The organism is Glycocaulis sp. (assembly GCF_052168375.1).
GTDB lineage: Bacteria > Pseudomonadota > Alphaproteobacteria > Caulobacterales > Maricaulaceae > Glycocaulis.
Window position 1 is genome coordinate 1 of the sequence record NZ_JBQLZR010000013.1, and the last position, 13,014, is coordinate 13,014.

13 protein-coding genes are annotated in these 13,014 nt (G+C 64.3%); 5 read left to right on the forward strand and 8 right to left on the reverse strand.

What is annotated here, in order from left to right:
- Nucleotides 1-1,431: hypothetical protein (locus ACTS2Z_RS00410; protein WP_442571259.1), on the forward strand; the 1,431-nt coding region annotated here is incomplete at its 5' end.
- Between the two features lie 3 nt (nucleotides 1,432-1,434).
- Here ACTS2Z_RS00410 and ACTS2Z_RS00415 read toward each other — a convergent pair.
- The 5 genes from ACTS2Z_RS00415 to ACTS2Z_RS00435 form a co-directional block, all read right to left on the reverse strand.
- A complete protein-coding gene (locus ACTS2Z_RS00415; RefSeq protein WP_442571260.1) occupies nucleotides 1,435-2,082 on the reverse strand; it encodes an ABC-type transport auxiliary lipoprotein family protein in 648 nt (215 codons plus the stop codon).
- Entirely contained in the window at nucleotides 2,079-3,035 is a 957-nt protein-coding gene (locus ACTS2Z_RS00420; RefSeq protein ID WP_442571261.1) for an MlaD family protein, read from the reverse strand. The genes ACTS2Z_RS00415 and ACTS2Z_RS00420 overlap by 4 nt, the downstream gene beginning before the upstream one ends.
- A gap of 3 nt (nucleotides 3,036-3,038) precedes the next feature.
- Complete coding sequence (locus ACTS2Z_RS00425) at nucleotides 3,039-3,803, reverse strand: ABC transporter ATP-binding protein (RefSeq protein WP_442571262.1); 765 nt, start codon at nucleotides 3,801-3,803, stop codon at nucleotides 3,039-3,041.
- Nucleotides 3,800-4,954 (reverse strand): ABC transporter permease, encoded by a 1,155-nt coding sequence (locus ACTS2Z_RS00430; RefSeq protein WP_442571263.1) that lies wholly within the window; start codon nucleotides 4,952-4,954, stop codon nucleotides 3,800-3,802. Before ACTS2Z_RS00430 ends, ACTS2Z_RS00425 begins: the two co-directional genes overlap by 4 nt.
- Before the next feature lie 105 nt (nucleotides 4,955-5,059).
- Nucleotides 5,060-6,262: an MFS transporter gene (locus ACTS2Z_RS00435; RefSeq protein WP_442571264.1), complete on the reverse strand. Its 1,203-nt coding sequence runs from the start codon at nucleotides 6,260-6,262 to the stop codon at nucleotides 5,060-5,062.
- Between the two features lie 439 nt (nucleotides 6,263-6,701).
- On the opposite strand from ACTS2Z_RS00435, the gene ACTS2Z_RS00440 reads away from it, so the two are divergent.
- The 3 genes from ACTS2Z_RS00440 to ACTS2Z_RS00450 are packed head-to-tail and all read left to right on the forward strand — an operon-like array spanning nucleotide 6,702 to nucleotide 9,804.
- Complete coding sequence (locus ACTS2Z_RS00440; protein ID WP_442571265.1) at nucleotides 6,702-7,988, forward strand: glycosyltransferase family 4 protein; 1,287 nt, start codon at nucleotides 6,702-6,704, stop codon at nucleotides 7,986-7,988.
- Entirely contained in the window at nucleotides 7,985-8,704 is a 720-nt protein-coding gene (locus ACTS2Z_RS00445) for a class I SAM-dependent methyltransferase (protein ID WP_442571266.1), read from the forward strand. The genes ACTS2Z_RS00440 and ACTS2Z_RS00445 overlap by 4 nt, the downstream gene beginning before the upstream one ends.
- A complete protein-coding gene (locus ACTS2Z_RS00450; protein ID WP_442571267.1) occupies nucleotides 8,701-9,804 on the forward strand; it encodes a hypothetical protein in 1,104 nt (367 codons plus the stop codon). The genes ACTS2Z_RS00445 and ACTS2Z_RS00450 overlap by 4 nt, the downstream gene beginning before the upstream one ends.
- On the opposite strand, the gene ACTS2Z_RS00455 is transcribed toward ACTS2Z_RS00450, so the two are convergent.
- Nucleotides 9,773-10,387 carry a class I SAM-dependent methyltransferase gene (locus ACTS2Z_RS00455; protein WP_442571268.1) on the reverse strand — a complete coding sequence of 205 codons (615 nt, stop codon included), beginning with the start codon at nucleotides 10,385-10,387 and terminating at the stop codon, nucleotides 9,773-9,775. The two genes, ACTS2Z_RS00450 and ACTS2Z_RS00455, sit on opposite strands and share 32 nt — an antisense overlap.
- A gap of 8 nt (nucleotides 10,388-10,395) precedes the next feature.
- Complete coding sequence (locus tag ACTS2Z_RS00460) at nucleotides 10,396-10,983, reverse strand: hypothetical protein (RefSeq protein ID WP_442571269.1); 588 nt, start codon at nucleotides 10,981-10,983, stop codon at nucleotides 10,396-10,398.
- Between the two features lie 172 nt (nucleotides 10,984-11,155).
- On the opposite strand from ACTS2Z_RS00460, the gene pip reads away from it, so the two are divergent.
- The gene (pip, locus tag ACTS2Z_RS00465; protein ID WP_442571270.1) at nucleotides 11,156-12,127 is read left to right on the forward strand and encodes a prolyl aminopeptidase; all 972 of its coding nucleotides are present in this window, start codon (nucleotides 11,156-11,158) and stop codon (nucleotides 12,125-12,127) included.
- A 4-nt stretch (nucleotides 12,128-12,131) separates the two neighbouring features.
- Here the strand turns inward: pip and ACTS2Z_RS00470 are convergent.
- Nucleotides 12,132-13,014: sodium-dependent transporter (locus ACTS2Z_RS00470; RefSeq protein ID WP_442571271.1), on the reverse strand; the 883-nt coding region annotated here is incomplete at its 5' end.

Below are 13,014 nucleotides of genomic sequence, written 5' to 3' on the forward strand. Positions count from 1 at the left end.
AGCCTGGAGGATACCTCCCGCGCCGCGCGTGAACGGGTGGAATCGCTGATGCGCTCCCTCAAGGGCGAGCGCGAAAAGCTCGCCGAGATCGCCGATAGTCTGGACGACAAGGCCGCCCTTATCGCCGCTGCCATTCAGGAACAATCCGAAATGGTCGCCGCAGCGGCCGAGCTGGCAAAGGAAAAGGCAAGCGAAGGCGCGATCACGCTGCGCGCGGGCGCCGAGCGCCTGTCAGGTGCCAGCGACGAGACCATCAAGTCCGCTGAGAAGGCCTCGCAAATCCTTGCCACGCGTGCCGCAGACATGCGCGAGCTTGCCGATACGCTGAAAAGCCGGGGCGATGGCCTCGACGCGGCCTATCACAAGCATCGCGAGAAGCTGGCAGAAGCCAGCGAAGCCCTGCGCAAGGAGCAGGAGAAGATCGCCGCCGCGCTCGACTTCCATAAAGCCGAGCTGGAAACCCTTTCGCGTACCGCAGGGTCGGGCGCGGAAACCTTGCGCAAATCGGCCGAGGAAAGTGGCGCGGTCTTCACCCGCGCCATCAACGATGCGATCACGCGCGCATCTGCCCTGTCAAAGACGATCGAAAGCGAGACGCGCCTCGCCGCTGAAGCAAGCGAAGCCGTGCTGCGCCGCCTGACTGACACCGCGCAGGAAGCGCGCGTGGCCGCAACGGAGGCCGCTGAACGCTTCTCTGGTCAGGCTGGTGCCGCTGAAGCCGCGCTGGAACGCGTCAGCGAGGCAGGCTTCGAGGCGGCACGGCGCTCCGACGAGGCTTTCCAGGCGCGCCTGCGCGAAGCGGAAATGCTGGTGGAGAAAGCAGCGAAGGCCGGAGAGACCGCCAGCGAAACCGTGCGCCAGCAAATGGCCGAAACCCTCGATGCGGCCCGCAAGCAGGCCGACCATGTCGAAATGATGCTGCGCGACATGCGCTCTCGCTTTGACGACGCCCCGGCTGCCGCCCGGCGTGCCACGCTGGAACTGGAACGCGCCCTCACCGAAGGCCTCGCCAAGCTGAACCAGACCGCCGAGGAGGCTGCCGACAGCGCGCGCGAGATCGACGCCATGTTCCAGGCGCGCGTGCGCCACAACTATGAATTGCTGTCCGATTTCATGTTGCGCATGGGATCGGTGGCCGGTGGCCGCAAGCCTATCGACATCGCGCCCGACGAAGTGCCCGATCCGCTCAATGCCCGCCGCAAGCCGGCTAGCAAGCGCGACAGCGATGAAGTCCGGCTGGCGCCGCGCGACGCTGTCACGCGGGACGAGGAAGCGGAGGACGCGCCCGAACGCCCCCGTGACGAGCGCCTTGCCAACGAAGCCCGCCCGGAAGGCGGTTGGCGGTGGAAGGACCTGCTCGCCAACATGGACCCGGACGAGGATGACGAGCCGCCAGCCGGTGGGAATCGTCCGCGCCGCGGCCGGCGTTAGCGGCTAGTCTTCTGCCTCGCCATTCCCGGCCCCGGCGGTAGACGCTGCCGCCTGCGCCTCTGCCCAGCTGACCAGATCGATCGACACCTGCGAGGCTGCCCGGCTGAACGCATCGATGATGAGTGCCTGGCGATTGCCTTCGGCGCGCTGTGACACTTCAAAGGTGCGCACGCCAGACACTTCCCGGTTTTCGGTATCGATCAGACGCGCGCGGATGGCGACATCCACGCTCGGCGCGCCATTGCTGCCCTGATCATAAATCGCCTCGAAACGGCGCATTTCCAGTCTCAGGTCCCAGCGCGCGGCTACACCGTCATCGGGACGGGCCGCAACCAGATGATCGGAGCGGCGGTCGAAGGTGTCGATCACGAGCTCTTGCAAAAGCACCGGCGCGGCACTGACCCAGTTGGCTCCCGCCATGTAACCGAGCTGGCCCTGCCCGGTATCGAGCGCGACCCGGTCGCCAGCCAGTGCGCGCGGTGCAAGCGGGCGGGCAATGCGCACCACATCAGCCTCATGGTTCACGCCGTCCCCGGCAGGAACATGCGAAGACAGGCGATAAAGCGCACTCTGTTCGGATTCCGGCAGCAGGGTGATGCACCCGGAGACGGCAAGGGCGGCACCTGCCGCAATCAGGGTCTTCAGTCTCATTGAGGCACCTCGACTTCCTCGCCACGCGAACGGGTCAACAGACCGCCCGGATCGTTTTCCAGTTCGGCGGTTAGCCGCTCCAGATTGGCCACGAGCTGGCGCAGATCATGTGAAGCGGCATTGAGCTGGTAAACGCCGTCCGTCGCAAAGGTTTCCAGTCCGGGCCGCAGGGCCACCAGCGCGTCATAGGTTTCCATGGAGGCCTGATTGACGGCTATGGAAGCCGCTTCGGTCTCAGCGACCATCGGGCCGACCTCATCAATCAGGAAGCGCTCGGCGGTCACGCCGAACTGCTCGATGCTGGTGGCGGCGGTCGACATGTCCTGCGCCGCCTGCTCGACCGAGCCGAGCGTGGTACGCAATTCCTCCATCATCGCCCCGTTCTGGGCGAGCTGGTCGGACAGCGTGGCCAGATTTGTCAGAAGGAGCGAGAATTGCTCCTGGTTTTCGTCATTGAGCAGGCGGTTCACCAGCACGCCCGTGGTCTGCACGGTCTCCAGCAAGGTCTCGCCGCCCTGCACCAGCAGATCTAGCTGCGTCTGACGGGCATAAATGCGTGCAGGCCTGTCGCCGAAGCGTGTTTCCAGAAGCGCCGAACCGGATTCGCCGCTGGAAATCTGGATATAGGAAAGCCCTGTCAGGCCTTGCGGCTCCAGCTGGGCGAAGCTGTCCACGCGTATCGGGGTGGAGGCATCGACACGCACACGTGCGATCACCTCGCTCGTGTCATCCGGGTTCAGGCCCAGATCGACGACCTCGCCGACCTGGATACCATTAAAGCGCACCTCGGACGCGGTTCGAAGGCCCCGCACAGGCCCTTCGAACACGACATCATACTGGCGGAACTCCCGGTCAAACGAAACCTGCGACAGCCAGACAAAGAACAGGCCGCCCGCAAGCGCCAGCAGGATGACGAACAGGCCGACCAGTGCGTGGTGGGCACGGGTTTCCATCACTCAACTCCTCAATGCTGCCCGTCCACGCGGGCCGCCGAAATAACTCTGTATCCACTCATGGGGATGCCGGGTGAGCCGGTCGAGCGTATCGACCGCGATGATACGCTTCTCCGCGATCACCGCCACCCGGTCGCAAACCGCATGCAGCGTATCGAGATCGTGGGTGACCAAAAGGATGGTAAGGCCCAGCGTTTGCGACAACTCCCCGATCAGGCTGTCAAACGCCGCCGCGCTGATCGGATCAAGCCCGGCGGTCGGCTCGTCGAGAAAGAGCACGTCCGGGTCCAAGGCCAGCGCGCGGGCAAGGCCTGCCCGCTTCTTCATGCCGCCGGAAAGCTCTGACGGGTATTTCCCGGCCGCTTCCGCGCCAAGCCCTGCAAGGCCCAGCTTCAGGCAGGCAATCTCGTCCATCAGCGCAGGTGGCAGGCTTACATGTTCTCGCAAAGGCACCTGGATATTTTCCTGCACGGTCAGTGAAGAAAACAGGGCCGAGCCCTGAAAGAGCACACCCCAGCGCCGTTCCAGCGCCGCGCGTTCACTGGAAGACAAGCGCGAGAGCGCCTTTCCCTCATAGAAAACCTCGCCACCATCGGGCGATTTTAGGCCCAATATCGTGTTCAGGAGAACCGACTTGCCGCTACCCGATCCACCCACAATGCCGAGTATCTCGCCGCGCCGGACTTCGAGATCCAGCCCGTCATGCACGACATGGTCGCCAAAGCGGGTGACCAGCCCGCGCACCTCGATGATGGCGCGCTCGCTCATATGTCCGCCTCCAGATACATCAGGGCGAACAGCGCATCGATGACGATGACCATGAAAATGGCCTGCACGACCGAGGCCGTGGTGCGCTGGCCAAGGCTTTCCACATCACCGCCAACCTTCATGCCCTGCCGGCAGCCGATGATCGCGATGACGAGGCCGAAGACCGGCGCCTTGGACATGCCGACCATGAAGTGCGTCCAGTCAATGACGTTCTGGAGCCGGGTCAGGAAATAGCTGGGCGAGACATCCAGCGTCACCCACGAGACCAGCAGCCCGCCAAAAAGCCCCGCCAGCATGGCAGCAAGGGTCAGCAAGGGTGCCATCACGACGCAGGCAATGACGCGCGGGACGACCAGCACCTCGTAGGGGTCAAGGCCGATGACGCGCATGGCATCGACCTCCTGCTGCATCTTCATCGAGCCGATAGAGGCGGTGAAAGCGGAGTCAGAGCGCCCGGCGAGCATGATGGCGGTGATCAGCACTCCGAACTCGCGCAAGACCGATATGCCCACCAGATCGACGGTGAATATGGCCGCGCCAAAAGTTTCCAGCAGGCTCGCGCCCATGAAGGCGACAACCGCCCCGATGAAAAAGGACAGGGCTGCAATGATCGGCAGGGCGTTGATACCCACCGTCTCCATCAGGTGCACGGTTGGCGTCCAGCGCAGACGCGTGGGATTGAGCAGCGACGCGCCCAGCGTTGTCAGCGTGTGGCCGAAAAAGCCGAACGTGTCCCACGCCTCTTCCAGAATGTGCTCGGTGCCGGCACCCAGCCGTGTCAGCAACTTCTTCAGGCCCCAGCCGGGCGGTTCGGGCGGGGTGCCGTGCCACATGCGGGCGTGGACTTCGCTGATCAGCCGGGCGGCAGACGGATGCTCTCCGCGAAAGACTGTCTCACGCACCGGGTCATCACCCTCGCGCAAGGGGCGGCCAAGCATGTAGGCGCCAGACGTATCGACCCGGCCAAGCCCGGATACATCCAGTTGCAATTGCGAAGGTTTGTAAGCGGCAGCAATGTCGCGCACCTGCCGGTCCATTGCGCCAATAGTCTCGATCGTCCAGTCGCCAGAGGCTTCCAGTACGGCGCCCCCGTCACCCTCGCGAAGGGCGAGCGCGGGCGAGGTCAGCGTGTCGGCAGTCCTGGCAACCATAAGTCTCCTGCGCGTGCAGCACGGCTGCCTTGAGTTATCGGACGCTTTGCGCGCTTTCCCAAGGCACAACGCACAAGGGCGAAGAGATTAGATGCGCGCTGACGCTTATCCGCCACGCCGGATCAGCACAAAGGCGCACACGCCCCCCAAAGCGGCCGGAACAGCCATCAGCGCGAAACCGCCTGTCCCGAAGGCTGCAAACGCCAGGCCAGAGACAAAGGTTGCACCGGCAAGGACGAGCCCGCCCGAGAAGGCGGAGTTGACGGCTTGCGCGGTCGCGGCGAGGCGTTCAGGCGCGTGGTCCGCAGCATAGCGCAGAAAGCCGAGATAGGCGGCTGCAAAACTGAATGCATGCAGGCCCTGCAAGGGGAAAAGAAGCCAGAGCGGCGGCGACAGGGAAAGCGCCAGCCATCGCAGTGCTGCGACGCCCCCGCCGATCGCCAGCATGGCGGCCGGGCTCCAACCCTTGAGCAGGCGCGGCCAGGCGGCAAAAAAGAGGATTTCGGCGCCTACCCCTGTAGCCCAGAGCAGGCCGATAGCCCAGGCTGGCACTCCGTCCGCCTGCCAGGCAAGCGCGGAGAAGGCGTAATAGAAACCGTGCGCGCCCTGTATCAGCGCAGACGCGGCAAAAGCAAGTGGCAGCCCTGCGCCCAGAAGTGTGCGCAAGGGAGGTGTGGCAGACGGCGCGGTGCCTCCCATCGCATCCGCCAGACGCCCTTCAGGCAGGAGAAGCGCTGTCACGACGGTGAGCGCCGCCCCGGCCAGCACCCAGCCGAGAACTGCTTCACCGCCAAAGGCCGAGATCAGCGCGCCTGCGCCCAGATTGCCGATGATGAACAGGCCCGAACCGATGGCGCGCGGCACACCGAAGGCGAAGCCGCCGCGCCGGGCCTCCCCCATCGCAAAGGCATCAACCAGCGGCACGATGCCGGTGACAGCAGCGCCGCTGAGCCCCGCCAGGACCAGAATGATACCGGGATGAATGGCCGGGACATGCGCCAGAAAGACGGCAAGGCTCGCCAGCGAAAAGGCGAGGATCGCATCACGCCGGCGCGCGGCCCGGTCCGACCAGAAGGCCCCGAGAGGCGCAACCGCCACGCGCCCGATCATGCCGGCCCCTGCCGCAAGACCGATCCATTCTGGCGACAGGCCCCGCTCGGCATACCAGACCGGCATGTAGGGCAGATAGGCCCCGAAGCCGAGATAGAACGCGCCGTAGAACAGCGCAAAACGCGTATCGATGCGGGCGAAGAGGCGGGCGGGGCTGATCACAGGCGCGGTGTAGCGCGCCAAAGGCGAAGCGGGCAATGGGGACGCCTGATGATCTCAATTATGATGTTACTATTCGACGAGAATCCCGTCACATATGTTCTATGCGATACGTAGACAAAAGCTCATCTGGCGACGGCATAGCGTTCATGGAAACGTGCTTCCTATGCCTTGGTGAATTTCAGTATGGCTCACATATCTATGACGGTCGCCCAGTCGCCGAATGGGGTGTAGTTATTTGCGGTCGATGCGAAAGAATGAACCATGACGGTTTGATAGTAGAGCGGCACCCGCGACTTATTGACCATTTAAAATCGAAGCAGATTCCATTCTCTCGAAACGCGGCGGGATTTTTAGATATTCCGAGATAGCGGACAGCGCTTTTGAAAGATCAACAGGCGACTGACCGCGCGCGGAGTAAACGCTGTTCACATTGGCACTTGGCGGAACGGATTTGCCCGTCTAGCTTCCCGCGCCAATGAAAGACCTTGCTGATTTTCCTCTGGAACAGCGCCCGCTGCGGGTGCTGGTGACCAGCTATCGCTCCAACCCCCATGTCGGGGGACAGGGCATTTACGTCCACGAGCTTACACGGGCCCTGAAAGCCGCCGGATGTCAGGTGAGCGTCGCCTCTGGCCCGCCCTATCCGGAACTGGATAGCGGCATCGAGCTGATCACCCTGCCTTCGCTCGACCTCTTCACAGTCGACAATGCCATGCTGGCCCTGCGCTGGCGCCATCTGGCAAGCCGGGCCGACCGGGCGGAGTGGCTGGCCCACAATAGCGGCGCCTTCGGTGAGATGACGGCCTTTGCGCTGCGTCTGGAAGACTTCATCGCCCGCGAAGGCCATCGCTTCGACATCATCCACGACAACCAGACCCTTGCCATGCCGATGGCGCGCATCGCGGCGCGCCTGCCCGTCGTCACGACCCTGCACCACCCGATCGCGATAGATCGCGAGTTTGCAATCGCCGGGGCATCGACACGTCTTGGCAAGGCGCTCGCCTGGCGCTGGCACTCCTTTGTTAACGAGCAGGCCAGGGCAGCGCGCGCGCTGGACCATTTCATCGCCGTCTCCGACGCCGCACGCCTCTCCTACGGCCAGCGCACAGGCATGGACACCAGCAAGGTCCGCATCGCCTATAACGGCATCGACCATGCGAGCTTCACGCCGGATCCGTCTGTCACGCGCGAAGACGGACTGATCGTCGCCAGCGCCAGCGCGGACGTGCCGATCAAGGGGCTTGATGTGCTGATCGCCGCGCTCGCCCGCCTGAAAGACAGCCATCCGGCCGCACGCCTCACCGTGATCGGACAGCTGCGAGACGGACCCACCCGCCGGATGCTGGAACAGACCGGCCTTGGCGACAGGGTGAATTTCGTTTCCGGGCTGACCCGCGCCGAGATTGCGGACCTGCACCGCCGGGCCAGCGTCTTCGTGTCGGCATCCCGCTTTGAAGGCTTCGGCTTCCCGCCTGCAGAGGCCATGGCCTGCGGCGCACCTGTCATCGTATCGGATGGTGGTGCCTTGCCGGAGGTGGCCGGTGACGCGGGCCTCATCACCCCCGTAGGTGATGACGCCGCGCTGGCTGCTGCGATCGCCCGGGTACTTGATGATGAAGGCCTGCGCGCCGCGATGAGCCGTGCCGGCCTCAATCGCGTGCGTACTCTCTTCCGCTGGGACCTGCATGCGGGCACGGCCATCAGCCTTTACCGCGACGTGCTGGGTCTTGCCAACGCCGGCACGGGAGTGCGCGCCGCATGATGACGATTGATCCTGACCGGCTGGACCTCGTTGATGGTCAGCGTGTGCTCGACCTTGGCTGCGGCCGCGGACGTCATCTCCATGCGCTCTACTGGCATGAGCGGGCGCTGGACGTGACGGGCCTCGACCTCGACTTTGCCGATCTCGGAGCCGCAATTGACGGCTTCTTCGAGCTTCCGCCACCACCGGAGACACCGCCGCGCACGGCAGTGTTCACGGTCGGCGATGCAGGCCGCCTGCCGTTTGCTGATGCCAGCTTCGATACTGTCATCTGCTCGGAAGTTCTCGAACACCTGCCCGACGTGCCTCTTGCCCTGAGCGAGATCGACCGCGTGCTCAAACCCGGCGGGAAATTCGCACTTTCGGTGCCGCGCTACTGGCCGGAAAAAATCTGCTGGATGCTGTCTGAGGAATACCACAACACGCCGGGCGGGCATGTGCGCATCTTCAAGGATGGTGAATTGCGCAGGCAAGTCGAGGCACTGGGCTTCACCTTCCGCCAGCGCCACTGGGCCCACGCGCTGCACAGCCCCTACTGGTGGCTGCAATGCGCCTTCTGGGAGCGCCGCGAGAACAGCCGCATGGTGGCCGCCTACCGCAAGATGCTTGAATGGGACCTGCTCTCTGCACCGCGCCTGACGCGCTGGAGCGAGGCGGCCCTGAACCCTCTGCTGGGCAAGTCTGTCGCCCTCTATTTCGACAAGGCAGCGGCATGAGCCCGCGCCAGCTGATCAATGGGCTGGATATCCGCGCCTGCGCCGACAGGATCGAGGCCTTGCAGCTTGCCGATGGCTCCATCCCCTGGGTGGAGACAGGCGTCTGGGACCCATGGAACCACGGCGAGAGCGCGATGGGCCTGGCGGTTGCCGGCCGCGCGACAGGCGTTCACCGGGCCCTTGATGCGCTTGCCGACCGTCAGGAGGCCGATGGCGGCTGGACCGGGGAGCTGGGCGCGGGCATCCCGATGGACGAAAGCGGAGAACGCATCGCCCCGCCTGCCATTCCGGTAACCGCGCGCGACACCAATTTTGCCGGCTATGCCGCCGTCACCGTGATGCGGTGCGCGCTGGCGCTGGATGAACCACGCCTGATGACCCGGTATTTTCCGATGGTCACCCGCGCACTGGATTTCGTCATGGGCCTGCAGACGCGCCACGGCGATGTGGTCTGGCGCGCGCCGGATGCCGGTCAGGACCTGGAGGACGTCGATGCCCTCAAGGCCGGTAATTCCTCGCTCTACAAGAGCTTTGAGTGCGGTTTGCGGCTGGCGGAAATCCTCGAACAGCCCCGCCCCGACTGGGCACGCGCCCGCGCCACCATTGGCAAGGCCCTGACCGCGATGCCGGAGCGCTTTGACCGCAAGGGCATTGACCGCTCCTCCTACGCCATGGACTGGTATTACCCCGTCCTGACCGGCGTGATTACCGGCGCCGCCGCCCGTGACCATCTGGATGCGGGATGGTCCGATTTCGTGGTGGCAGATCTTGGCTGCCGCTGCGTAACAGGCGAACCATGGGTTACCGCTGCGGAGACGGCCGAGCTTGCTCTTGCGTGTCTCGCAGCAGGCCGCCGGGATACGGCCCGCGCCCTTGTCAGCGAGCTGGCGCCTCTGGCCGCAGAGGACGGCGGCTACTGGATGGGCTGGCAATACGAGATCGGTGATGTCTGGCCGAAGGAGCGCCCCAGCTGGACCGCGGGTGCCGTAATCCTGGCCGCTGACGCCCTCGATGCGCTCTCGCCGGGATCAGACCTTCTGGTGCGCCATGCGCCTGCAGGTCAGTGGCTCAAACCCGGCGCAGAAATTCGAGCGAATTGACCCGCTCCACCGGCTCGAACAACCCGGAGGCCACAGCCAGCTTCCAGATTTCGTATGGCGGGCGTCCGCCATCCTTCGGGTCCGGAAAGACATCATGAATGGCGAGGATGCCGCCGCGCGCAACCTGCCCGGCCCAGGCCTGGTAGTCGGCAAGGGCGGTGTCCATCGCATGGCCGCCATCTATGAACACCATGGCCAGCGGTGTGGACCAGTGCTGGCCGATTATCGCTGACGGTCCGATGAGCGCGATGACCGTCTGTTCCAGACCGGCAAGCGCAATCGAGCGGCGAAAGGCCGGCGCGGTATCCACCCGCCCCAGCTCCGCATCGAAATGTTCAGGGTCGTGATACCCCTCGCCGGGCTGATGCTCTTCAGACCCGCGATGGTGATCAAGCGCAAACACGATACGTCCGGTTTCGGCTGCAGCCTGCCCCAGCCAGACGCTGGAGCGTCCGCACCACGAACCGATTTCCAAAACCGGCCCCGGCACGGCAAGCGCACGGACATGACGCGCAAGCGCCTCGCCCTCCTCGCGCGCGAGAAAACCCTTGATGGATTCAGGATCGAAAGTGGAGGCGTTCAAGGTTGTGGTCAGCCTGTCAGCGCATTGCTGGCCGCCCAGCGCCGGTCTGCCAGCGCATCGGCTGCGCCCACCAGATGGGCAATGGAGGTATCCAGCCGGCTCAGCGCCTCGCTGAGCGTCACGCGCTGGTTGGCGTCGAGCCCTGCCCGGTCATCGACCGAAACTGCCTGAAAGAAGGTGCGGGCCCGGCGGGCCGCTGCAAGAACGCTCTCAACTTCTGCGATGTCGCGAACCAGTAGCGTTTCAGGCAAGGGTGTACGGGTGCTGGCAACGACCAGCGCAGCACTGGCCACATCGTCGACTAGCCCGCTGGCCAGCACGATGTCACCGGCTAGATAGGACGGCAGCGCCTCGCCCGCCTGTTCCAGATAGGCCGCCGCCGCATCCTCTTCCACAGGCGCTCCGCCGACCAGACGGCCCAGCAGGCCGCGCGCCGTGCCGTCGCCGCCCAGCGTCCAGCCACCGGCTTCATTCTGGCGCATGCGGAAGGTCGCGATAGCGGTGCGCAAATCTTCCTGCGCGCTTACCGGCATGGCCGCACTGCCCCGTGCAGCGATATCGACAGGCTGGCTGACGCATGCCGTCGCAAGCGTCATCGCCGCCAGCATTCCCGACATCACGAGGTGCGAACGCTTAACCGTCACAAGAACCCCGGCAATCATTCTGCCTGCGATACAGGGGCGTACCGCTTCCGCAATTGAATAAAACCCCATAGTGTTCCGATACTCAAAGCGAATTTGCATCCTTGACTGTTCACAAGGGCCGATAATGGACACGCAACGCAGACCCTATCGCATCGGCCTCTATCCCATGATCGAGCCTTACCGCACCGGGATGCTTGATGTCGGGGACGGCCATACACTCTACTATGAAGAATGCGGACGCAGCGATGGCGTTCCCATTATTGCCCTGCACGGCGGCCCTGGCGGCGGCGCTGCGCCTTCCATGCGCCGCTTCTTCGATCCCGATATCTACCGGATCATTATTTTCGACCAGCGCGGCTGCGGCCGTTCGCGCCCCTTCTCCGAAACCCGTGCCAATACTACGCCGCATCTGGTTGCAGATATGGAAACGATCCGCGCAGCGCTCGGCATTGAGCGCTGGGTAGTGTTCGGCGGGTCATGGGGCGCAACCCTGGCGCTGGCCTATGCCCGTGCCTGTCCGTCGCATGTGCTGGGCATGGTCCTGCGTGGCGTTTTTGCCTGCACGAAGGCAGAGCTGAACTGGTTCTACCGCAATGGCGCCAACCAGATTTTTCCCGACGCGTGGGAGGCCCTGGCAGGCCGGCTGTCAGCGCACGAGCGCGATGATGTCCTGATGGCGTATCACGCTCGCCTGATGGTCGAGGATCCTGATGCCCGCCGCGAGGATGCGCTGGCCTGGGCACACTGGGAAAATGCGCTGATCAGCCTCGTCCCCGACGCCGATGGCCCAATGCCGGACCCGCGCCGCGCCGATGCGCTGGCGCGGCTGGAAACCCATTATTTCGTCAATGGCGGCTTTCTGGAACGTGACGGCATCCTGATCGAGGACACTGCACACCTTAGCACGATCCCCGGAGTGATCGTGCAGGGCCGCTACGATGTGGTGACCCCTGCCCGAACGGCCTGGTGCCTGCACCGCAACTGGACGAACTCCAGCCTGCAGATCATCCCGGATGCGGGCCATGCCGCCGGCGAACCGGGGGTCGTTGATGCCCTTGTAAGGGCGACCGACCGGTTCGCAGCGGCCTTCGGCTGACGTCCTAGCCCTGAAGGCCAGGCAGGCTGACGCCGAGGCTGGAGGCAATACCGCCAACCAGGATCAGGAACACCGCGATCGGCGCCAGATAGCGGATGATGAAGCGCCATGCGGCGAACACCGTATCCGATGCGCCCACAAGCTCGTGACGCATCAGCGAGCGGGCAACGACCCAGCCCGTGAAGAGCGCGATCAGAAGACCGCCCAGCGGCAGGAAGATCTGGCCCGACAGCATGTCGAGCAGGTTGAAATAGTCGCCCGAGAACGCTGCGCCGCAGCCCACCAGCCAGATGATGATCCCGAAGAAGAAGGCAGAGCCCGTCTTGCCGAAATCGGTGTGCTCCTCGGCAAAGGCGACCACCACCTGCAGAAGCGAGATCGAGGACGTCAGCGCCGCGATGAAGGCCAGAACGAAGAAGGCAGAGCCCACATACTGACCGCCCGGCATCTGGGCAAAGGCGCTCGGCAATGTCTGGAAGAAGAGCGCCGGACCGGCCTCAGGGTTGAAGCCGAAGGCAAACACGAACGGGAAGATCGAAAGACCGGCAATGATCGCAACCATCGTGTCGGCACCGGCAATGATGGTCGACGAACCGGTCAGATTGTCATTGCGCGGCAGGTAGGAGCCGTAGGTGATCATGATGGCGCCGCCGACCCCGATGGAGAAGAAGGCCTGCCCCAGCGCCGCAAGGAAGGTTTGCGGCCCGATCTCCGAGAAGTCCGGCGTGAAGAGGTAGGCAATCGCTGCGCCCATGTCGGCGGTGATGGCGGCATAGACCACCATGCCGATCAGCATGAGGAAGAAGAGCGGCATCAGGATGGTGACGGCGCGCTCGATACCCTTGGTGACGCCCAGCGACACGATACCGACCGTTATCAGCATGAAC

Excerpts from the sequence above, each read along its gene's own strand:
- ACTS2Z_RS00415 (WP_442571260.1), bottom strand. The coding sequence starts at position 2,082 with ATGAGACTGAAGACCCTGATTGCGGCAGGTGCCGCCCTTGCCGTCTCC.
- ACTS2Z_RS00420 (WP_442571261.1), bottom strand. The coding sequence starts at position 3,035 with ATGGAAACCCGTGCCCACCACGCACTGGTCGGCCTGTTCGTCATCCTG.
- ACTS2Z_RS00425 (WP_442571262.1), bottom strand. The coding sequence starts at position 3,803 with ATGAGCGAGCGCGCCATCATCGAGGTGCGCGGGCTGGTCACCCGCTTT.
- ACTS2Z_RS00430 (WP_442571263.1), bottom strand. The coding sequence starts at position 4,954 with ATGGTTGCCAGGACTGCCGACACGCTGACCTCGCCCGCGCTCGCCCTT.
- ACTS2Z_RS00440 (WP_442571265.1), top strand. The coding sequence starts at position 6,702 with ATGAAAGACCTTGCTGATTTTCCTCTGGAACAGCGCCCGCTGCGGGTG.
- ACTS2Z_RS00445 (WP_442571266.1), top strand. The coding sequence starts at position 7,985 with ATGATGACGATTGATCCTGACCGGCTGGACCTCGTTGATGGTCAGCGT.
- ACTS2Z_RS00450 (WP_442571267.1), top strand. The coding sequence starts at position 8,701 with ATGAGCCCGCGCCAGCTGATCAATGGGCTGGATATCCGCGCCTGCGCC.
- ACTS2Z_RS00460 (WP_442571269.1), bottom strand. The coding sequence starts at position 10,983 with ATGACGCTTGCGACGGCATGCGTCAGCCAGCCTGTCGATATCGCTGCA.
- pip (WP_442571270.1), top strand. The coding sequence starts at position 11,156 with ATGGACACGCAACGCAGACCCTATCGCATCGGCCTCTATCCCATGATC.